The sequence below is a fragment of the Acetobacterium sp. KB-1 genome (assembly GCF_003260995.1).
Lineage (GTDB): Bacteria > Bacillota > Clostridia > Eubacteriales > Eubacteriaceae > Acetobacterium > Acetobacterium carbinolicum.
This window is the reverse complement of the sequence record NZ_CP030040.1, coordinates 2,504,699-2,526,935: the sequence shown is the minus strand read 5'-3', so window position 1 is coordinate 2,526,935 and position 22,237 is coordinate 2,504,699. Positions and strand designations below refer to the sequence as shown.

The 22,237-nt window shown below is 38.5% G+C and carries 12 protein-coding genes; 8 read left to right on the top strand and 4 right to left on the bottom strand.

Going from position 1 to position 22,237, the window contains the following annotated elements; genetic code table 11:
- Positions 1-10,876 precede the first annotated feature (10,876 nt).
- The gene (locus DOZ58_RS11640) at positions 10,877-12,148 is read left to right on the top strand and encodes a hypothetical protein (RefSeq protein ID WP_111888440.1); all 1,272 of its coding nucleotides are present in this window, start codon (positions 10,877-10,879) and stop codon (positions 12,146-12,148) included.
- Between the two features lie 144 nt (positions 12,149-12,292).
- Positions 12,293-12,931: an SOS response-associated peptidase gene (locus tag DOZ58_RS11635; protein WP_111888439.1), complete on the top strand. Its 639-nt coding sequence runs from the start codon at positions 12,293-12,295 to the stop codon at positions 12,929-12,931.
- A gap of 112 nt (positions 12,932-13,043) precedes the next feature.
- Here the strand turns inward: DOZ58_RS11635 and DOZ58_RS11630 are convergent, their stop codons facing one another.
- Complete coding sequence (locus DOZ58_RS11630) at positions 13,044-13,667, bottom strand: hypothetical protein (protein WP_111888438.1); 624 nt, start codon at positions 13,665-13,667, stop codon at positions 13,044-13,046.
- Between the two features lie 480 nt (positions 13,668-14,147).
- Between DOZ58_RS11630 and DOZ58_RS11625 the strand changes: the two genes are divergently transcribed.
- The 4 genes from DOZ58_RS11625 (at position 14,148) to DOZ58_RS11610 (ending at position 16,878) form a co-directional block, all read left to right on the top strand.
- Positions 14,148-14,537: an iron chaperone gene (locus DOZ58_RS11625; protein WP_111889753.1), complete on the top strand. Its 390-nt coding sequence runs from the start codon at positions 14,148-14,150 to the stop codon at positions 14,535-14,537.
- Between the two features lie 65 nt (positions 14,538-14,602).
- A complete protein-coding gene (locus DOZ58_RS11620) occupies positions 14,603-14,878 on the top strand; it encodes a hypothetical protein (protein WP_242988485.1) in 276 nt (91 codons plus the stop codon).
- Positions 14,879-15,126: 248 nt separating this feature from the next.
- Entirely contained in the window at positions 15,127-16,194 is a 1,068-nt protein-coding gene (locus DOZ58_RS11615) for a GGDEF domain-containing protein (RefSeq protein WP_111888437.1), read from the top strand.
- Between the two features lie 96 nt (positions 16,195-16,290).
- On the top strand, positions 16,291-16,878 hold the full coding sequence (locus DOZ58_RS11610) for a hypothetical protein (RefSeq protein WP_111888436.1): 588 nt from the start codon (positions 16,291-16,293) through the stop codon (positions 16,876-16,878).
- A gap of 16 nt (positions 16,879-16,894) precedes the next feature.
- On the opposite strand, the gene DOZ58_RS11605 is transcribed toward DOZ58_RS11610, so the two are convergent.
- On the bottom strand, positions 16,895-17,779 hold the full coding sequence (locus tag DOZ58_RS11605) for an EFR1 family ferrodoxin (RefSeq protein ID WP_111888435.1): 885 nt from the start codon (positions 17,777-17,779) through the stop codon (positions 16,895-16,897).
- Position 17,780: 1 nt separating this feature from the next.
- Positions 17,781-18,404, bottom strand: coding sequence for a TetR/AcrR family transcriptional regulator (locus DOZ58_RS11600; RefSeq protein ID WP_111888434.1), 624 nt, complete (start codon positions 18,402-18,404; stop codon positions 17,781-17,783).
- Between the two features lie 205 nt (positions 18,405-18,609).
- Between DOZ58_RS11600 and DOZ58_RS11595 the strand changes: the two genes are divergently transcribed.
- Both DOZ58_RS11595 and DOZ58_RS11590 read left to right on the top strand, forming a co-directional pair.
- The gene (locus DOZ58_RS11595; protein WP_111888433.1) at positions 18,610-19,323 is read left to right on the top strand and encodes a J domain-containing protein; all 714 of its coding nucleotides are present in this window, start codon (positions 18,610-18,612) and stop codon (positions 19,321-19,323) included.
- 32 nt (positions 19,324-19,355) lie between these two features.
- Positions 19,356-19,766: a hypothetical protein gene (locus DOZ58_RS11590; protein WP_111888432.1), complete on the top strand. Its 411-nt coding sequence runs from the start codon at positions 19,356-19,358 to the stop codon at positions 19,764-19,766.
- A gap of 56 nt (positions 19,767-19,822) precedes the next feature.
- Here DOZ58_RS11590 and DOZ58_RS11585 read toward each other — a convergent pair whose 3' ends face one another.
- Positions 19,823-22,162 carry an EAL domain-containing protein gene (locus tag DOZ58_RS11585; RefSeq protein WP_111888431.1) on the bottom strand — a complete coding sequence of 780 codons (2,340 nt, stop codon included), beginning with the start codon at positions 22,160-22,162 and terminating at the stop codon, positions 19,823-19,825.
- Positions 22,163-22,237 lie beyond the last annotated feature (75 nt).

The window sequence follows — 22,237 nt, the reverse complement described above, 5'->3', positions numbered from 1 at the left end:
MSWKMWSSCMSAYSMWSMKRKGRWRAKCKYKGSMYMAMSKGWYWSMASCMWTWWGKRWKYMSRKCAKWKKMKSSWRYTKKRWSMWGSYSGSWKGGMYSSYRKSRRWMSKSMTRSTSAWSTKAKSRAWRSCKKMYYTGWTTRKCRSRRWATYKTCSYKTCTYMRSKMAKMKAMMMKGRSSMKKRYRGKTKAWRARMWRRCMKYRWMRMWRMSSRMRAAARKAARMGAARMRAKCRCCWRRYWSCSRMKWCMTKMTTRWRAWGSMARWSMWMYSSGAGAWRKYKKAWRYMSMMMMAMMWWYRAWSMSRWYRRSWWWRCSRWKAWTKKRRMWRYYGSKRMMMYRMARWKKGSCMWTGYYSWYYRYWMYSTTGKCKKYMGYRKTKWSMWWMKGKYTSTTYKMMWTCMCSYCMWKSMKSWKRKSAWMAKYKCYRSMWYRWCYSWKWSMRKYYWTKMGWSAWWRYGGMWTTSGSGKMARWYKYKRSMARYTKKCTRKGAWMMTSRGAAKRYTKYWRSKSAWKTWARCGRWRRMRTMKMWGAWTRKYRYAGTRKWWWCCTKWYTWYMRRAAKMTWYMAYSRSCAGKRKSRGKKWAWWRMWRSCSWKMKSGMKKYGRGWGAWMRKMAGYRMMARGMYMACMARRMWKCMSMWTYWKTRWTWTRWKSCMWMTRWMMSGSGAKMMRYTTTMWGMCKMAMCWCMRWTKWKYSRSRWMMGMYWKYSKMGRWKKTRWWWWYSSSRKYMMTRSMRYKWKSMMMWKCSSKMYRSWACMKKSYYTTTWGCAKTRTSWYWATSWKWKTKCKRAWYCCMKTMMTSRMKSTKMTYATYWTWKCMAYYMKRTSCMKGMGSSYYTKKSMKMMRMRGWRSRKKTYKKKKAAWWYKYKGRCRAKYYTSWAKRRRWAYCWGAARSYWYYASGSSAAWWMMRMKKRWARWWCSRRRARKAKYMKWGKKRWWWSMWSATKWYCRWWWKSKTTAWCMWSCWGGWGMAKSKTWWWWRRAMSRWGYSRGMKTTRMSKKMWSRSCMRWMSMRRKSSWRSMMAWWRTCRSMMYYWSYGRTKYWKGYMAWMYRWCCSKSGWTMMKCTKYYKRWSYSRWYYYASKWWYKKGAYGRCSGCMMKWKWMRRRKSKRTKKWWKYSATWWWWARSAMSWKKMCMAWMGSGRYMKKMSRSGSMTKKTKGSARTRKKKCWWYMRGATWSCKGRYYYYWTWAMKSWAYCWTYKYAKWKWAYMWWKYYKATGSRRRSRKSSMTGSYAYCMGSGRARMGRKTWTYYRRRTWKYYRRRSSRGCCYGAWGMGRYMMYTKWAWCCRSMMCKYSWMARMSGRYTRTRRTACSGKRAKSWSCMRTGRWRWWKGAACWKKTYCSYWKKGGYWAWYRYMSYKSYKAAYCRTTRMYSGARSRWKKCWGSYYWAYCSYSMSMYSMWRMKMKWKGRTGRMSMKWSYYSSMSYSWYSRSWSCWRRWMMRAMKWSCMKGKKYARWMWGCKRWKSYKKYWMKWMKRAMKGGAWRRMSSMRCKWTRWMAKTSSMYRSMRYYKWTMKWMMAKMAMKKYMSMRRASCKGWYTSYGGYGRWKRRWRRSRRTRSYRYYKYWGRAWASSKRRCYYWTYARRRRTWSCWKKSCRSMGAWMMKTKYTWWKSKGAWKWKKRWWRCWRCCMRKKWARWRATYWKSCRGKKWGMMRARKMSSMMMKAKRMSRMSAWWTYAWMSRKWSSTTKTCRKWKKKSWWWGRWWMKKKSATSKYSWWTKWMKRRKKWRMTKWWWMMSWGRRKMAAAWRMAKMWSMWRASSWWWGYSCKWKMRATSMWGSSSMWTMCCKYYYTRWWKWYMWKRKWWRWMGSGWYMWMSASKSYKGWSAMMWAAAMSRWATKRMAKRKRCARAAWRMRAWRMKWWYWRRYAKRAMGKGMAAAASCRGMTWTKWYAWWRSCMAYMRSMWYWYRMSYWYSAWKTSMKYSGMMMKRAWKSTGGKRATRAAAAWSRSWRMMAWYSWTGWRARKGKRAYYMRTYWRRWAKWRSWRSYSSSMRWTRMGWWTKAWGMWRAKWKRYRWWWMRRMYWWYKWARWRAKCKRKYGRWKWRRARAWTRMMAAWKWSMAMKMSWRATMWAAKWWWRRWTWWYKYWWTWGWWWRSRWAWTGCATGRKRTWYWWMWRKTWWKWKWRRAAMRWRMRKMAAWMRWAKWWKWAKWRGWRARWRSYWTRAATMWWRYKRCWKASMKYWTTAKMWKSMWSMWKRRTSKKGWWARARAMGYMKKTSAMATRMAMSRWWTKWAWKRRAMAAMMTWRWWRRARAWWTSWSARRAMKTGSRRWASSRSWWWKKWTAWAWSMRAWAAGWAYMWRCKYWMGMTWWKMWWCGMAWKMAMKRWKRRWATAARAAYSRYWRARRWTCWTKTKWRWRTKRWWAKTKWRRWRRMAGMAMKGMRMAWWKWGRRTRMAGWAWWKWRMSRAKWAKWRWYTMKAMKWRARCKAWWGWAWWWKWAMTTKRRMMYGWMCAMTSMTRATRKMMTWAAAMRWWRTYMRAWAGKAYMSGWMMTKCWTGARMYASAAARWKYAMWTKWSKRRYWMMMKKMAAWYRWWSWWTKAWWRRAGRAAAGMAKSAWKAYWAKTAYRRWRARYRKKASCWKGMTYCMRRRWRWYRAAARWRAWKTRKYTMAMRWGMACMSAKKWKAWGKRAAAMSCWWKKWKGMRATWYCWGARKWMTYSRRRKAMRAMTWKGSWYMKATYRKMRRWGWAKYWRMTSAARMWMRWAAWSSRWWTYMMWAAKWATWTMARAMMMRKWRWGGYWMTWTKWTWRMWKSWRWWTRMRRAGAYMSYRWKSAWYWWAWWRRRKAYRGYWTWTKRMRARRAWTTGACWAYACTTWAAMWRWARWMAWTKWWSWWWSRMYSGRWSAYKKWTAWKRRMMTAMARMKWYGWYRGMAASSRYYRRWMYTKCWKSARMYRGAAAKKSMRCWYWKYTRRTTYSWWTAAAAWAAKSWRWSWAMGAAKKRWMRWRGSRTKWMAASWRYSAWRMAWRRRAMSWWRAYWMMWWAAWAMRWRAMWRAKTKRKSYAAARMRAAMMMWGKMGWWKTGWWAYKMAAKGWWRCGMWKMYAKWKYKSWYMARMKMAAWMKYRKYWCYGWTKRWMGRYSWRRKKRAYRRMAARMRAWMWKCGWAYWYAAWMRKMWKYMRAWSRMAGWRWRRMAATMYRWYWGYWRYKGWWWWYAMMSAKMYWKYTYATYWWAWAWWRRWTKGSWWWWSSRAWKAWTTKSASAWMAMKTKAARRRKAAWMWWWKMYKRAAMAMTGKKKSRKSWKTMKRWAMMWWCMKWKKCKWYRRYMWSMRKYAMMMKKGCAKSRRAWKRMAAYRMARYWMAGWTARWWKSWWTRAWWWWAKSKRWMYRSRWAWWRKCRWKGGRWTYRWWYWKYCWWKYMMMRMAMSWWAMMWRATKRATRMRKSMSRRARKRRKKSWRAWSAWRWYWTKTMKYWKYKWWMWKARARRWAWMRSRRWKAWWKYRKWYWRRMWMWWWYKCMTKWYWRWKSRWRGMYSWRWSGKRMAGMAMGRAAKYATCSRRYWWWRWYWGMMSCRGWTRSSRRWAMAMAAAWSMMWCARWWWKRKATMKWWSMYASMTWTSTTRYYWMWWATYGAYYWGRWRYMSSRWWTWTWTSMRSWTAMRGKKMAKKMRAWKWTKRYCSWRAWWAYKRYKRMGGYAKTYGMYRSSMWYYWWKKMWWYWWWMTSARKYACCMSRGCWTGRWMMWRSARMWAWMWWWWRWWRKRMKMWWYKAWKWKWTYGRYAMKRWKARWWKYSRKSSAWTSGTKWWYWMTYTTYYMRMAYYYTRSMKRRTGRAYSSRKYSGRRRMKRGRYGYSRKSAWSTTYWTKRWMWRCWAWSMSRGRAAMAKAWKSWWKWAMKYWTKMTKMMMAWKATKYMWSMWMMRKMSWGRMTGRAWMKWRWAKWACGRWMRYAYCCRRWKMYKWTKRWMYYRSKYRCKKARWCASAAAAKRSWMWRAWWSWKRTMKWWRWWAYSKYKKTWKSYTMWRAKSSAYSRRRKRYCRGAKMYKWRWYRSMKTRSSSSKMWTTYWMWSTTSRMMKWWWKWWTKWSRRRSKKMTKKKMYRSSYRKWARTTMARYTYAATMWSYWRCMRSARYWTKWKCYWRKARAWATSMYWYMKRKTKYKAWASYWAKWGKWKSKMWMWWWRRSWWWWYKKSSRWYGKKSARSAAYMKKKTAWRWKWMTGRYKWSWRWRSYRRTTKRRWKYTSRRYSMYSKYRAYKYMRTSRMAWACRRWRCCSGRMWMMSRKTMWRYWWYWMKYRMWTYYMMARWTRTWMMSAMYSYAMMRAATSRWMRYRWTWYKRCKAYSRMWSSCRRAKYMWTKGRWWKYAMSSKYTTRRWMRSAMMRKSRTWKSRKACWGKYMWTAWKMWTRKMSWKATGMWRAKRGKMMKRRASRWTMWKWKYMSARWKRCARYGGCSYKWWYYKTSAYKWMRAWKKTTKATTWYKRGRMTRYWSGKMWAYYKRKRARKKCRRSYYWAWAYMYMKYAKKAMYWKTWRMKWWWARWMAWRSCWYMRRTTYKRMMWGYKRKKKKAKYTAYSRWAAGCMAWWKWYRSSAMKWRYARKARCAKKGYWTRTRAWTRMKKYCMRWRKKMWWWYRRWWWTYWKYYAKSWWRWKKYMRWSAYRRASSRRRMMMRMMWAYYRSWWWSMRYTAWRSMCMKKWWMWRWKWYKMMKWRWMMARMWAATYRWYGYRWYTSGRMKAMSRAYRKMKKATKRMTRKGAYGSRAMKKKKWRWWWGMASMRRMWTWSCKRWCMGKMYRKRWSMTTMWMCMRRTKMRRWTRKWACGRWMMWYKATTKWTWMAAKKAMWASSRCSWKWWSSRTRWKSRRKRKRRTWTAYYWMTRRMAWWKAYRKSMAKKKWYRRMGGMKWKCWWAARYRWCWKAWWAMMKSKRMAGMKMRRYMRRASMWWMAWTKYSAMYYRYSKRSWWAWWTRSSRAWMRMMMYKKWYWYSARWRWTRWKRRMATKRYKKMWAWWTWSRRSCMRAAWSMKAWMRWWWATTWWCYASSWAWYRWTYWRRMWRSAKSRGGMRAMCMAWTWRYRTYCRGSWWWARMMYGGWWATKMRKCGRCWTRWRAWKATWATTSATSKAAYTKRAWSAACAACAWAYTRWRKMTWWKMSGSRAAWSKSAAKKKRRWGWWAATWAYCYRKYSSRAWRSSMYWKTYWYSMARWYSKAKYAKAWCSSTSRYMKWWTKATKMAMKKAMTRGCRSYAKWKKKWWMWGYGKWRRWMKRKWYSWWWAWYRWKGRTWTRYRGRTWMASSKKMWWTYMWARKKGWYARARAWAMGYSRMAKYSCRWSRSKRSWRWYRYTSWSRATSWCMWWMWAMMAKKKMAATCMRMMMRWTWTWGMGWKTYKKKSWAWKSRWRRMMWKAKWRWAKCAWARMMRSWWMAKKYAKTAAYYMMSKAKCMRTTTKAMWRSWYGKGSSKRYCMATWMSKRTSSRRSRYAWAMRWKKYWRKKCRSMKSYAWAYSATTRKTRKKMAYMRMMKWTRWYMAWMWWMAWRMKGRATRKWAWMGRMWMARYYYRARSKWKYKTTWRWAWYCMGGTGMWRMAMCMWWKYTTWRAAWMMKYRGYRGATYSMWKRMMWKWWYMKGSAMKGMMTGGYKKKAYTGYTTWCARWKTRAATYRGGWKRAKWWYYSWRKRWWTWTRRWYWRAYSWWYRATYCYAGTKKTKAARKRTMMRWCRRAWKYSRWRRSKGRTKWWRMTMMKGRWRTSRMKRYRMMASWKAWRKYSRMRAWRKAYRSSKKWTSTRTMYMWRYRAWMMYKRWSWWTMTSAYMSSARYTACARRSARKRRYWSWRKMRSCKKYWWMWWSRTSGYGCSTKYSRAWAMCGAWRRWMYKYWWWSSAKKCWRKSMRYRTMTMMRSSRWKSRKGGKRACAWYYKWYRYCWRKRTTRMTKAGGSATGGMAAARMMYMWRYCTGRMMKWKMWTTTSRRKYSRSRKSRKSMRWCWWATMTKAAARTSRTSRKYSSAWWKRRWMACWSTWYSRKKWWRGYMYRKWTTSAMYSSWWTSRMAWTRMAKTRGSRGRRKKWYMYMMWMMRWTKAWKSTGWYSMWKRRWSYMMSYKTWRAWRTRWCRMAMKSMAKKKKWAMRKSWTTWWWRYASWKRAMWRSMRKSRWRMMWRWTKKKRMWSMWKKMMRYKKRWWRWAKAYMAWKRMWSMWGMTMYKTCTRMMMYGMAWWASRMRRRMKKGYAKYAKCMGMWKCARYTRCMWGRSRMYYYCRKWWWACSARWRWYWKYWATGCRRRCAWTYMAWGWMTSSKRRSASCRKSKKGAMMYKYTTYWSMWKRKKTSMWTRRSMRTSKYAAMWSYYWWAMSYKGSMKMGRAWTKCKSRKGGYRKSGRMASKMTKWTWKRAWAKKRKKRAKCCSRWAWKSMSMYTSWWTSAKTTKWKKMSMWWWYCMRSYSAWYRGCMWYRSWKKKKYKGGGWRAWAYCYAYYRWWKMWGRYRWMRMWSAKMSKRMMMRTAMMTWKAMSKYAMTSSMKGYWTWSATSYWWWYKGCASAWAWSWAYRMYRATRCAYATTTWRWSKMYMWWMMAKTSAWAAAWGRWARWKSSWGRAKSKRMRWMWASRATRCMWWMKSYKASMWYSWWTMWGYSSMMWSASWWGMSWGMKRRWYMYMWKYKRMSRKYKWWAKSMMKRMGRMMMYWWYRMKRCTRKTWAYRMYRWMWRSRRYYSMKWWKSAMWAYGTYWWWRACWKWMWKWRCTSTYKRAWGSWRGCTMSSAAWKCKCAGSSWRWKGWRMCRATGWTKRAAWRKKAYKRASCMRSYARKSSRSYYRWAYMARTTSKKGRRCMWAYMYKGWYATCMGCMKCRKTKSKKKWGRRAAMAACSWMYWRWRYYRGWMWWWWRASMYMSKKRAAAYAMSTTKRSSKTWMTSKSRKMMWYSWYRMRAWSGSMAMRWATRTWTKMYRAKAMMCMKYYAMWGSRKCMAAYAKTSRRAWRTRRRMKATMRWGSMWSSGAAAAWARKWYRCCWKYTSTWMMRWMYWWTWTRWRCCSRGRMAMGARTSMWSGMTATCRKCKGRRRWSTKWWYSCMRWRRRMAYSRMTRCTRYTAYWTWYRWYMRRAACRKWTYWSAAGCAMARYGYTKKAAAYWWAMARYGMWMWCRRRYKGRWGSTWCMRRWYMRMASMMAWRWKKRSCRMYRRWRAWWMGSKWYTRMMYWAMMWGGSRAKSSMWMCWAMYKMKKGRAYSWWWAWYRMWMWMMKSRSSRWYKCRRKASMWWASRWSKRSCAGRSSKRKYATWTWRMGSCRGTKSRAAYAWKKWYGKMKWTAYCWRWYAMAMYKCMRRRWSSCARMRWWTWWTTWWKGAGWWMMYSYCWSAKMSSMYRWYRKTGRRAKSKAMSYWWWMMRSSSAYMRAARMWRAKTYRMMASYYKKACARWWKYMWWYRRAMMRRSRAMSGWATYWAMKYWWKMKKCYRRWAAKYRWYSSSWWTKAWMAWKSSWASWAYYRSAKWMWYSMKKAACAYAWTWCRARYAWARTRCKSKWAMWRAWYMWCKRRAAMAAGYTSGTRSWWMARKKSAWRMMAMAWGMTKWGCKSMRGWWMWWYKCRYYYRCAWTMAAWRSMRAWKSMMCMWASYGAYYRRAWRTKMMWYWSAYWAWYRKYKKRYTYAWKAYSYYWKKKGTRRYAKGMSGMWMRTRWAAMKKSGRWSSSAAWMYWGMCSYWWWYWCMMMWMWRAATRYMRWSMMSSMRMWRKYWRYYWWRRRRWWAMWMYYTKWKMMMAYGKMRKKGWRRKYGAMMWWWWCCGSGRWWAAAWGSRGMGKYWRAWCMSTSASAAMTKYMWMCSSAAWAMMAMCGGKMKKTRMYWRTKMWGYSMRKWWTMWRMKGSYWTKRKMAATSKMAKWAMMGRARMRKMKAYYAMYACMRKACGAWTRTWWKASKMYKAMWRWKWYTYWRKMRRAMGKYYSWWCRRAAWTGRRYGMAMCRRKMYWWSCWKARRWWMWMWTCASYYGCRRTYARMMYAKRAYMRCMARARYSRSSWGRAWTRYCKYWSMWWMWMAKTKKRTWYRYRATKSMYKWRRWMMYAKKAYGYRWRTGRMRATKGSWWMRCMRMCSRGMCSCTRYCKSAMYWRWKWWYAYARKYYARGSWMWRKSRGMCWAARSRRAWYRAMTWTWSCWAWSRSAATSKKGSWWGARRWTAYMSSSGAWARMWYRRSRCSRCKRMWCMKTYWRMMMYYWMYYMCCARWWCAAMMRRGSRGYSSCAGYWSRGWSCRSYWYMYSWYKSSWTGRRARMWKTMAWWAWRGWAWCGGMWMMCWSWRCYRKACSWWYGWTKKWKTMSGMAWWWKMYTKAMWMKRAMRGMWMATSGRAMKTKARMRAWYMSSTAYRWYYATRAWWWRYSWWMMSWWRYRRTWARMSWAWSAMAKCARKAWCYGGGKRRAKWRWYKCRYYAMMMMWRTGRWKMCGSWRKWRACSRRWWSMCARWRWSTGWAWSRYKRYKGSTWARCCSCYRKRWSGYWRCSRSMATYRRWTWYRSRKRTKAWSSKSWMTGGRAMRAWRMGSWKWSARTWTAYMWMKGACARYCYRKYAMSRGKKWWSMSMMKRRRRMTCMAMMSCWMKACWMYWWTKRSMWSMMCCTRMMMKRKSMAAAARGSMGSSRSMKYRSRKMSMMYMMSMMMKSYGGTKKRAWSMMYWMMWAWYRGTAYMSGSMCAMTGRKMTMYRMCTRSRAWRKKWKMGKSMAKRYSYWRAMAMYMAWWKWWAWYKSAAYGKWRMWMAKWWCMTRWSYYWRWKWTKTGSSKMRSMRMRTWWTRAWWKWWAYAMMKMMGWRKCYGGRKWRMKAKWTKSKTTWMACYWWWRWKGCMGKKRSWAWYMSKWYRRCMRARACWKWMASAWYGMYRKYAWSSSSMTMWWTGRYRMYGMCSRWMMSATWKKGGTAWRMTMYSKTYWKGAWWSMTRRGSKRAMMKKWTMWRMMKSACMGSSYMKTWMMRRKRMWSSSWMKGRKWAWMSAAYSCYWTMCKWTAMWGRGRYKAYYMYKAMSWKRSCRAAASKSSKKKWKMYTRCMTSRAYWRCSRMWRKYRKKRTSMKSAMSWSSKAYSMKTWMWCRRYCMRKRKWWYMYRAYKGGMRMWGGMGAKWRMRRKCSYAWRRMCYMWWWYYTRTYTCWWTRSWGCWMWRAYMATSMSSYWRAYYKSYRGSRCSSMRSSKKWTGMTTYTTWWAMSRACKRGSMMRSWKKKYTAKTWGSWYYTWAMWATMAKKGSMRWRMYKRTTRSYASRRYYRWWWCRTYCASARMGWMRTYMTYSGRATSRTKSWSGYKGCSGRRRCSRWKGTGGYWMMYKRWSYKWMTSAKWSYWKGRRGRAWYYRRYSRSSRYSRYSGKGYCGKTRRMRGASWMRGYYSRWKKRRMGAWTCSSWTSMRKKRSMRARKSTWKTWSWASSMKWSMSRAAMKRRKTYTWWSTMYMYRMATWGSMKSWAKYRYGRWCYKKWRRTSRRWYSCWWWWTSMAYYMSSRYWYSMWRWKRRRMGYKKKYSAWRWRGWTYMMAWRKCSWAYMRMYKGYWKSWTTAYTKYWWKMWMAWKMYRKYYRRYYRMMMKRWSMSCARYRKRYGSKWMWTWAWASMAMTRKCRMAMTKGYWWAKTRGMWYSWYARWMTYRKYSKYRWWSKRGKWGKSAKKRYYRKWKSKKYYWYAGMRWMKTYMKYMKWAYSGKKSKKRKSRMKKRSGSSGAKKKSRSTMSYRRMRSGWSTYRSWKTATSAWKGRYWSMRSGRSRGMKKKRGYGYSKRTKRMSRMRWWARYWYAWKRRKSGAKWMRRAWRRAKGGRSARATSWWKWTKAMKSSGTGWSSWWWKAASWMTWTRTMYMMWMWKKSKWKKWRKSGMKKWSWTWWRAWSMAWWSSAAAWWGCAYKACYRMWMKYRKYRRAARRKSWWYYAWKTKKTTYAMAAWWSGRRSCKRKGKYAKGWWYMTKWTTTRYWWWKGWTMTCCKRYTAWAYTWKGWGMAATWWRCRGKARWKMMTWYMAAWWTSSMAWTWGYMWRKKGKWTYKWSWKWYKWKKSSKTKKTKSAKRRSYSMWYRYSKRMGKKKTKWWARSRRSWYMMSSAYTWMYGRWRKKAKMAAWKGSGGMRWWWKYWKYAKSMWSAKRKSTKKYKTTRYSATTRSMAKMWKRRKWGWKWSARSRYSTWKWAAYRYWAWWAWMKRAWWWTGGMRWAARRRWRATGGAGAAATCAAATTACTGGGTGTGCTTTTAACAATTTATACCATATGGCTTGTTGTGGATTTGATAAAAAGCAAAGGGAAAAGCATGACTAAAATTGTCAGAAGAGCAACCATTTTTTCACAATAGGGGGCTGGGTTATGTACCTGATTTATATTGGTTCTCCTACTATATTTGGTGAAATTAACAGTAGTACCTTTAAAATTGCAATTAGTCTGGGGTTTCATGTTATGATGGGGTTGTTCGTAGCCCCACATGTACATGTTGAAAAGGGGACACCGTCTTATGAAATGATAAAAGGGGGAATAATTACCCTTGCGTTACTAATTTTATATCTTGTCTATCTTGTTAATACGCGCTAAAAGTTATCTAAATGGATTGGTACTGAAATAATTCGGTACCGATCCATTTTTAATGTTTAAGGGTCATTAGGGTGAAATAAAAAACGCCTAAACAATGGGAATGTGGGGCCGATACCGATGGCATCATCGGGATCATGCTACCCGAACCATTGTGCTAAACTTTCTTATGATTCCTGGGAGAAACAAATCAGCATCACCGGCGTCAAAAAAGTGCTGATAAAAAATAAATGTTGCTTAATAAGTGCGGTTATTCGTAGTCATTTCACTTTTAAAAGCGTATAATATAATATCAGCAAGTCTATTCTTGATGGAAATAACGTAATCAGATCGGTGGATTTAAGTTGGAGGAATTTTGAATAATTTTATTGTGCAGGAAATGATTGAGCAACTTAAGGGTAGATATATCAAATGGTGGTGGAAAACGGACAAGTGTTTTCCTGTTTTGGGTGAAAAAATCAACCTCAAAGAAAAAATAAGACGAGAAAAGGATGTGAACCAGTTTATCAATAACCTTTTTTCGCACTTAAAGCAATGTCCTAAGAATAAAGATCTACTAACGGACTGGAAAAACACCTTATGGACACTGATAAAAAATGCTGGAGAACAGTCGGGCTTTACCGAAGATGAGGTTGATCAAGATTTTGCAAAAGCCCTTCCAAGTGTAACGAATCGCTTTATTTGCAGTGTCAAAGGGTTTAACGCCGAGATGGAATTAAAAAACATGTTGCAAGCCCTCAGAAATGTCTGGATCATGAATCTGCTCCAGGTTTTGTTTGCGGTTGAGGTTGAGTATACCCCTTCTATTTTTGCTTATAGCATGCTTTACCCGTATACTGATAATTATTTAGACGACCCGGAAGTATCCTTTGAAGATAAACAACAGATCAATAAACGCTTTAGACGCCGGTTAGAAGGTGAGCAAATAGATGCGAATGACGACTACGAAGCGGCCTTATTTGATTTTGTTGGGATGATTGAAAGCCAATATAGTCGGACAGATTTTAAAGAATTATATGAAAGTCTCTTATCTATTCACGACGCACAATGTAATAGTCTGATGCAGCATGATGAGATGACGTCCCCTTATGAAAAAGACGTCTTAGGAATAAGTGCGCAAAAAGGCGGGGCTTCGGTCCTGGCAGATGCCTATTTAGTGAAGGGCAAACTTTCTGATGTAGAGGTGGATTTTGCCTTTGCCTATGGTATACTGCTTCAATTATGTGATGATTTACAAGATGCCAAAGAGGATCTGGAAAATGAACACATGACTATTTTTTCGGTGACGTTGGGAAAGTGGCCGTTAGATCGGCTAACCAATGCCTTGTTTGATTTTTCTAATATGATAATGACAGATTCATATGAGCAACTGGATCATGAAAAATCCCGTAAAATGAAATCCTTCTTACAGAAAAACCTGACGCTATTAATATTTGAAGCGATTTCACAAAACCAGGATTTTTATAGTAAAGATTATATAAAAGCCATTGAACCGTATCTGCCGTTTAGAATGACCTATACGAGAAAGCTTTATAAAAAACTGAAACGGAAGTATTCGAACTTTAAAAGCATGGCCGGCTACACCATCGATGAGATCATCCTAATGGCAATGGAAGAAGCGCGTTGAAAATTAGCGAGTGCAATAAAAAGTGAAAATAGGGGGAAGTAAAGATGCGAGTATGTGTTACATGGGCTTGATAAGCCTAATGGGAATAGCAGAAAAAAATGTGTGTCGTTGATTTTTAAAGGGGCCTTCTGGCAGGAGAAAAAAATGTGTGGACGTTATATTTTATATTCCGATAAAGAGGAAAGAGCGATCAAGGCAATCGTTGAAGAAGTGAATAAAAAATATCATACCGTGATAAAAAAAGGGGATATCCATCCAACTGATCTGGCGCCGGTTTACATCCCTCGGAAGGATCATCAGGGCATGGATCTGGTGTTAAAAAAATGGGGGTACACGCGGCATTTTGAGAAAAAGACCCTCTTGATTAATGCCCGCTCGGAAACGGTGCTGGAAAAACCCCTTTTCCGCGATGATTTTATGAACCGCCGTTGCTTGATTCCAGCGATGGGTTTTTATGAATGGAATGAGAAAAAAGAGAAATTCCGCTTTACCGGTACCGAGGAGCTGATTTATCTGGGCGGCTTTTTCCATCAACAAACAAAAGGTTTCGATGAGTTTATGATTATGACTAAGCCCCCAGTCGAATTGATCGCACCGATTCACAACCGAATGCCAGTGGTGATTCCAGCAGACCAGGCAACAGACTTTCTGTATTCCACAAAAACCGCGATAAAAATTAGCACGGAAAATCGGGTTGTCCTAAAAAAAGAATTGATTCAGGGAGAGAAGCAAGTTAGTTTGCTTGATCTTCTTGCGGATGTGGCTTCCCCAAAAGAAGTGTAACCAGATAATTTCAAAAAGTCTAAAAGTCGGTGAAATGTCTGTCATTTCACCGACCTTTTTATAGGCGGTATTAAATCTTCACCTTTTGATGGCATTTAACAATTCGAGACTTTTAAAAATCAACAATTGTTTTAGCGACATCCGTTCCATCCGGGCCGGAGAATTTAACGGTTATCATGGATATCCCTTTTTTCATCCAAACTCGATCAATTTCCGGTTTGCCTTCAAAGCCCTGAGTTGAAGATAATTCATAACCATCTCCTCCGAGTTTCGCTTTGGTTTCCTCATAGGTCATCCCTTCAGTAATACTTTGTGCCTGTTCGTCAGTGACTCGTTTGTCATCCGGTAGTGTGATGAGGTAAGCTTCCAAACCCTCGACACTTTTATTAAAAACAACTTTTGAACTTCCATCTTGTGAAAAAACAGAGCTCAGACCAATCATAACACCATTTCCATTTGCGTCAGTATACTGGAATACATCAGTCATGGGTTCTTTAGCTGTTACGCCCAAGGCGGTATCCACCTCCGCTTTTGTCTGGCCGAGCTGAACCTTGTCATAGAACGCATAAATTTTATCCAGGGTAGCAGTGCTATCAACCGCTTCGGAACGATCACCCGTTTCGGAATCACCATCGGCGTCTTGAGTGCTTTGTTGACCACAGCCAGCCATAAAAACTGACGAAAAAACCAGCAAAACCAACAGTAAAATGAGTCGCTTGATTCTTGACTTTGTCATCGAAAAACACCTCCTTTTTCTTTCAGTACGTTGATACCCATTATGACGACTAAATAACAGTTTTGATTAAATATTGGCGGTGGTTTTTAAGGACTGAAATGGGCGATTGATTTCAATAAGATTGACTAAAGTTTCAGAATAATCTGGAAATAGTGTTTATATCCACGTAAAGGTTAAAAGTTTAATGCACGGTTTCATAATAGGAGTATAATAAGGTATCAAGGAAAATGGGAGTTATTATGGAATTTAAAAATGTGATTGCTGAAAGACGGAGTATGCGGAAATACGACGTATCTAAAAAGGTCGATGAAGGCGATCGGATAAAGCGATGATTGCGGTGGGTCATGCAGCCCAGGAAGCTAAAATGCCTCCTCGTAAATCGGCTGATGAGATTCTAAAATTCTTTTAGAAAATTCTGGTTTGAAGAACAGTAGCCCGGAGAATGGTCTAGGGAAGGAGATATAGTTGAAGGGAATTAAAATGACTAAAATTGAAGACGGTAACCCAGTTGATGCGTATATCCGCCAATTCCCGGCGGACGTCCAGGTGATTCTTCAGGAAATCCGGCAGGTGATTAGAGAAGTAGCGCCTGAAGCGGATGAAAAGATTAGTTATCAAATGCCGACATTCTTTCTGGATGGTAATCTGGTTCATTTTGCGGCCTATAAAAACCATATCGGCTTCTATCCAGCGCCCTCAGGCATCGAAAAATTCAAGAAAGAATTGTCAATATATAAGGGCGCCAAAGGTTCGGTTCAATTTCCGCTTAATGAACCAATGCCTTTTGATCTGATCCGAAAAATCGTCGCTTTTAGAGTGGCAGAGAATCAGGCGAAAGCGAAAAGCAAGCAAAAAAAGAGCGAAATATAACAGCCTGAAAGATTATATCAAACGCTATAAAACAGTAAGCCCTCGAAATAAGGTTCTGGAAATGAGTGCTTTTAGCAAGGGCAGTCAAGCAATTCGTTCCGGAAGGTTATGAGCTGATTGAATTGCCTCCCTGCACGATGATGGTATTTCAGGGCGAACCCTATGACGATACCGATTTTATGGCCGAAATTGATGCAATCTGGGAGCATGTTAAGCGGTTTGATCCAACGGTTTATGGCTATCAATGGGCACCGGAAGCAGCACCGAGATTCCAGCTGGTGCCGATGGGCTACCGCGGGTATATTGAAGCTTATCCCGTTAACGCCATTAACAAAATCTAGTCTCATCCAGCACCAGCCAAGCCGGTTCAAAGCGGAAGAAAAATCTGCGCGCTTTGAACCGGCTTTTTAACAATCTATTATAACGATTTATTTCTCCATACTGTAAAAGTATGGAGATTTTTTGGGTGTGCCCGGTAAAGGGTGGATCTAAATAAGGGTTTCTTTTTAGTTTGAAAATGCATATAATAATGAGACGGTGAGGTCTGATTAAAATTCGAGCAAAGCGTTTTATTAATGGGGTGATACAGATGTTTTCAAAGTTATTTAATAAATATCTTACCAACGATTTTAGATTCACTTCCGAGGATCTTCAGTTTCGGCGGGTACGGATGATTAATTGTGTCCTGCCAATCGCTATTTTTGTGCTATTCGTTTTTTCCTTTGTTGCCTATGCCATCGAGCTTTATCCAGTGATGGTCAGTAATTTAATTGGCGGTGTGTTGGCATTTTTTGCGCTTTATGATTTTCACAAACGGCATTTTGTCTTTTTTACGGCGGTCTTAATAGTGGCTATTGAAATTTTTGTTCTGCTTAGTTTATTCTGGTTTGTGGGATTTAATCACTATGTACTTGTTTGGATAGTCGTCGTTCCCATTTCTGCTTATTTTTTGCTAGGAAGAAAGGGCGGCCGAATTTTTACATTTAGTTTTTCCCTAAGGGTTTTAATATTTATCTTCTTAAATTATGCGAATTGGGAAACCCAGGGTTTTACTAATGTTGGCTTACTTAATCTTGGCTTTTCATATCTGGGCATGATTCTGATAATCAGCTATTATGAACTCAGTATGCAAGAAGCACTAAAAAATTTAGAGCGAAAAAATCACGAATTGGCCATCTTATCAATCACCGATAGTCTTACCGGGATCTACAATCGGATTAAACTGGATGAGATTCTATTTTTAGAAATCAGCAATTATCGAAAAACCGGCAAAGATTTTGCCATCCTAATTGGTGATATTGACTTTTTTAAACAGATCAATGATAACTACGGGCACCTGTACGGGGATAGAGTTTTAAAAGAAATCACCCAAATAATGGGTGAAACGATACGAGAAACGGATATTTGTGGGCGCTGGGGTGGTGAAGAATTTATGATTATTTGTTTGAATACGCAGATTGGCGGTGCTGTTTTTCTGGCGGAAAAACTCCGGCTGGCAATCGAAGATTTCTCCAGATTAGCACCTCATCAGGTTACCATGAGTTTTGGGGTTGCGCAATTTGAGCCACTAGATACCATTGAAACCCTCATCAAGCGGGCCGATGATGCCCTTTATCTGGCAAAAAAACGGGGTCGAAATCGGGTTGAACAATTATAGTTTAACGAGAGATATTTGCTTTAGATACAAAATTTAGTGACGGCACCATCATATAAATGGGTATATAAAAGAAAACTACAACAAAGGAGACGTAAAATGGACGATAAAGTTTTAAAAAAGTATCCTTTTTCCTATGACATGGAAACCTTGGATAATGAACTGCACTTAAGAGGAAATGAAGCGATGTTGGATATTCTAGAACCCATCTATGAAATGGTTCAAAAGATTGCCATACCCAAAGCCATTTATTTTGAAGCTCAGATTACCGAAAAAACTGATGCATGGGTAAAGGTCAATGGTGTAGTCTTTGAAAGCGAGCTGTTGCGAGGTTATGTCAATCAGGGAGATCCGGTCTTTCCCTACATTGTTACCGTGGGTACCGAGCTGGATGATTATGCCAAAACCCTGAAGGATTCTATGGATCTCTTTATGATTGATGAAGTGATGAATCTGCTAGTTAATACCGGCAAGGTGTTCGTGGCGGATGCGGTCAAAGAGGTGTCAGGCTGGCAGTCGGTAAAGGATTATGTTCCCGGAAACGGCGAAGAATGGTCAACCGTGGAACAGAAACGTCTTTTTGACCTGTTTGCCGGTGAAACCGCCAAAATCGGGGTGACTCTGGGGGATAATTATTTTGTGTTGCCCGGGCGGTCCACCATTGGGATTTTATTACAGAAGAGATAAATCGGATCAGTAGAAGTTACTCAGCTTCTTTAAAATACGCGATAAAATGCTTGTAATAACCCTTTGATTTTTCGGTTACAAAGTTACCATTGATCTCTGGGTTATTTAAGATGCTATCAATATTAAACCCGCCGGTGTAGGGGTCGACAACACAGCCGGTCAGATTTCTTGCTTGTATGGCGTGAGTAGGACATCCGTAAATACAGCGCATACACCAAATGCAATGGGAGCCAAAACAGATTTGACCCGCAGTTTCGAGAATATTATTTGTCGGACAATTACGGATACATTTGTTGCAGAGGTTACAGTTATCAGATGTTGAAAGACCTCGCGCAAAATATTTTGCCCCATAATGTTCTTCACCATAGTAGAGAATTCGAAGAAATTTACTAAGAATCCCATTGATTTTTAATTGCTGCGCCTGTTCATTGATGGTGTCGGTGACTATTTTATCAACTTTTTTTACAGCGGCGCCATATAATTGTTTATTTAGTTGATCGTCATATTTTATAAACCAGTTACAGGGCATAGCCAAGATGGAATTATGAAATACCAGATAGCCTTTTTCTTCCATTGTATGAATGATCGAATCGGATGCACCATGGTTAATGTAATGTGCAGAAGAGGCAGTTTTGAATATGAAGGCCTTCTTTCCCGAACAAGGGGGCAAGATCTTGGCAAACTGCTCAGTAATGCTGGAAGCACCGAATCCTAGGACTGGATGACCGACACCAATCATATCAAATTCATTAGTGATCAACGGTGTTTTATGATTTACAATATCCTCAATCCTGAATAATTCAACTTTGATGTGCTTTCGTTGATAGGATGCCGATAACAGTCTGGCGATAATTTCAGTATTGCCAGTACCTGAAAAGTAGAAAATCCCGATTCTTTTCATTTTAATAGTGCTCCTCTTGTGTGGATTCTAAAACCTTTTGGTCTAAAACAGAAGTGATAAACCGGTCCTCAAAATCTTCGATAATGGTATCTGAATTTGTATTCTTACTCATTACCAGAGAAGATAATACACCATCAAGTGCGGAGACAAGGGTTATTGCACTTGCACGGGTATTGTGTTTGCTAAACTGACCGCTGCTGACGCTTCTGTCGTAGAGCGTTTTGATAAAGTTGGTCATATTATCATAGTAATCCTCATAGACTTGCCACATTTCTGGAGACGAAAGGGCTTTAACCATAGTTAGAAAGAAAAAAGTCAGCTCCTTCTTGTGCGTCAACCAGTAACTGACATAGCTCTGGATGTAAAAGCGGATCCCCTCAACGGCGTCTGGATTTTCCGCAGCGATGCGGACATATTCATAAATCGGTTCGTTTAATTTTTCGTTTGCAAAATATAGGATTTCATCTTTGCTGCTAAAGTGATGATATAAACCGCCTTTACTGATCTGTGCTCTTTTTGCAATCGCCTCCATGGATGCACCTTCGTAACCCTTCTCAAGAAAAATTTCGACAGCGCTATTGACAATATCATCGATTCGCTTTTCTTTTGTTTCCCATTTAGACATTGTTTCCTCCTTTCAAAATAAAACCGACCGTCGGTTTTATTTTAATGCAATGACCTCGTTTAGTCAATCATTTTTCGTAAATGATAGTTGAATCAAAAGAAAACAATATTATTTTTAACGTTATTTAAACAAAACCTAAACATTTAGCGGTACAATCATTCCACAATTGATTTTAAAATAAATTTGCAGATAAGGTGGAATCATAATGAATTTGGATCCCTATCAAGTTTTAGGTGTCCCTCATGATGCCAGTGATGAGGACGTCTCAAAAGCATATAAAAAACTGGCGAAGCAATATCATCCGGATTTGAATCCGGGGGATCAGGAAGCCGCCCGAAAAATGAGCGAGGTCAATGCTGCCTATGATTTGATCAAAAGCGGTAAAGCCAATCTCGCTTATGGCAATGCCCATGGCACGGCCAGTCCGTTTTCACAAGGCAATTCGGGACAGACCAGAACGTATACCTATCGCTATGCAAGTAGTGATGGTCGTAGCGGCCAGGCAGACCCCTTTGAAGGTTTTGATCCCTTTGCGTGGATTTTTGGGGCATATTCGAGCCAGCGGCAGACCTATAGTTTTGAAGCAGCAGCAAACCATATCAATATGGGAAATTATGAAGATGCAATTAATATCCTCAATCATCTGTCAGATCGAAGTGCCCAATGGCATTTCTACAGTGCCATTGCAAACTATGGCCTGGGTTACCGGGATATTGCCGTTGAGCATGCCAAAATGACTGTTGAGATGGAACCGGACAATGAAAAATATCAGAACCTGTTGAGTCAATTAAGTGGCAAACGCAGCTGGTTTTCTGGTCGGCGATCATCAAATTTTTCTCCTTTGGGAACTATTGTTAAGCTGTTTATTGGCTTTTACGCTATCCAATTTTTGCTTTCGTTTTTAGGCTTAATATTTTAGAACCTGTGATTAAATTAATTAGGAGACGATAAATGGAAAGTTTGAAAAATAAGCTGGTCCGCTTCATGACCGGCCGCTATGGGATTGATCAGCTCTATTATTTAGGGTTGTTTATGGGCTTGGGAGCGATGATGATCAATCTGAAGGTTGATTCGCTAGTTTTGACGATTTTTTCAGACGGTTTAATTCTCTTGGTACTGCTGCGAAGTTTTTCCCGAAATATCAGCAGACGGCGAATGGAAAATGAAAAATTCATGAGGCTCTGGAACCCGGTAAAAAAAGCAACCAGAATCTTGGTGCGAAGAATTAAAGGGATCGGCAGATACCGTTACCGGAAGTGTCCCCATTGTAAAAAGACGTTGCAACTCCCGATTAAGCGGGGAAAACACACTGTGAAATGTCCGACATGTCAGGAAAAATTTGAGGTTCGCGTGATTGTTTAAAAATAAAGCATCAGCAAGCCATAATAAATCGAGGAAATAATTGGTATCAACAGCAGCTATTGGTTGGCCAGCCCTTTAAAATAAACTGAGGGTGAATCGAAGGTAAAACTGCTGTCCTCAAAAATTGTATTTCTTTTTACAATGGTCTGAATTTCAAAAAGAATCTTTGTTAGTTCATCGCGTTCGTCTTCATTGATTGAAAATTTGACGCCGTATTGGTATAAATGGTTATTGAATTTTTTCATGTGCATCGGGTTGCCATAAACCTTGATTTTTTTATTTAGCAGACTGGTTTCAAATTGAAGGGTAAAGCCTTGTTCAATGGGAAACTGGATGTTTGAAATAAAACACAGTCCCCCAGGTCCGATATCTTGAATTAAAACCTTGGTATTCCCTACCCCCATCTGCTTGTCTTTGATTTGTAAAATGGCAAGATCCGCTCGGACGTATCGATTGAAAAATAGTCTAAAATAATTGCGACGTTCATCAACGAGCTGAGCATAAGTATTTTGGGGAAGAAGAGGTTCGGGATCACTGATCCCAGTTTTTAGAATTGTTTTATATTCATCTTTAGGTAAGGGTTTTGAATAGAAATCGCCTTGTCCGGCATAGCAATTGAGTTTTTCCAGAAAGGCTTTTTGTTCCCAGTTGTCAATTCCGACTGCGACCAGTTTGATATTCAGTTGCCGGGTAAGTTCAATAATGCTCTGCACAATTGATGCACTTGCTGTGACGGTCAGGACGTTATTTAAAAAGGATCCGTCCAGGATAAGGATATCGATATTAAAGTTCTGTAAACCGATAAAGCTGAAGTTGGGATCATTAAGAGCTATTTTAATACCCATTGACCGAAGTTCTTTTAAATTGTTTCGGATATTTTCCGAGTCATCAAGCAAAAGATCTTCAGTAACCTTGACAATTAAAAACTTCGGATCCAGAGAAAATTTTGTGAGAATTTCTTTTATCGTTAGGGCAAAGCTTTTTTCGTAGAACTGAATGCTGGAAAAATTAACCATCACATTTTGCTTGGGAAACCCTTCGTTTAAGGTTTTATTACAGCTTTGACAAACTTCATTAAGCATCCATTTTTCCATTTCAATGATACTTCCTGTTTCTTCTGACAGATAAATGAACTCGTCGGGAGAAACCAGTCCCCAGACGGGATGATTCCACCGGATCAAAGCTTCGGCAACCAGGATTTTTGTCTCTTTCAGGGTGACTATCGGTTGATAAAATATTTCAAACTGACTCTGGTAAATCGCCTTAATAAAATCGCTACGCAATTCGAATTGTTTATAATTTTGAATGCTGAAATCCGTGCAATAGAATTTAAACTTGTTCGGCCCCTCTTTTTTTGCCCAAAGCAGGGCAATATTGGCTTGTTTAATCAGGAACTCACCGCTTTCATCGGCCAGATCATCGGGATCCTTGCCTTTGGCATCCTCAGTGTAAAGACTGATTCCCATACTCATGGCGATTTCAAATTCATAATTAGCAGCTTTGAACGGCTGTAAAAATAAAGCGGTGATTTCACGAGCCATGGTCGCGTAGGCTTCTCGACTAGCGAGGTTTCTGGCAATAATACCGAACTGGTTTTCGGAATAACGTCCAATTATTTGATTTTTTTTAAGGAATGCTTTGAGCCGGATCATTATTTTCATGATCATCTGATCGCCAAATTGAGTGCCCAAAGCGTCACTGATATATTTAATCCGCTCAAAATCGAGCATTAATACGGCTAATGAGATGCCGTTTTTTTGGGAAAGCGCATACTGCTCAGCGAGAAGTGTTTTGAAATGGAGTCGATTGGGCAGGCCAGTCAGCTCGTCATGAGTAATTGTATAATTGAGTTTATTTTCTGCTTTGACACGTGTTGTAGCATTGGTAAAACTCAGGATAATTCCTTCAATAGCGGGATGGCTTATTAAGTTTCGCATATTGACTTCCAAATGAACCCGTTCGCCAGTCTTTTTTTTATAAGTTAATATATTTTGGGTTTTGGCACCAGGATTTGCCAGTACGTAGCTGATCATGCCCTTTAATTTCGTCAGGTCCTCATCTTGGTAGAATTTAAATATTTTCTCGCCAATTAATTTGTCCGGCTGATAGTGGACGACCTTGGTTGCGGCATCACTGATAAACGTGATAGTGCCATCCGGGCTAATTATTTCATAGACTGTTTCAGATTCTTCGATCAAGGCTTGAAATCGATCTGTAACGTTCCAGTTGCTTCGCTGGGAGTCGACAAAAACCTGCGTATTATCCTCGGGCTCCGGGCTCTTCTTATCATGGTGTTGTCGAAAAAGTTTTTGAATATGATCCTGCTTTTCTTCCCAAATTTTAGGAATCATTTCAGATTTTTTTTCTGGTGGATCATTTTTAGGGCTAAAACCCATATCGACTCTCCTTGTATTCTGTTTAAACTTATGTTTTAGCGTCTGACAGAGGTGTTAAGCGACATGTGGTCAGGG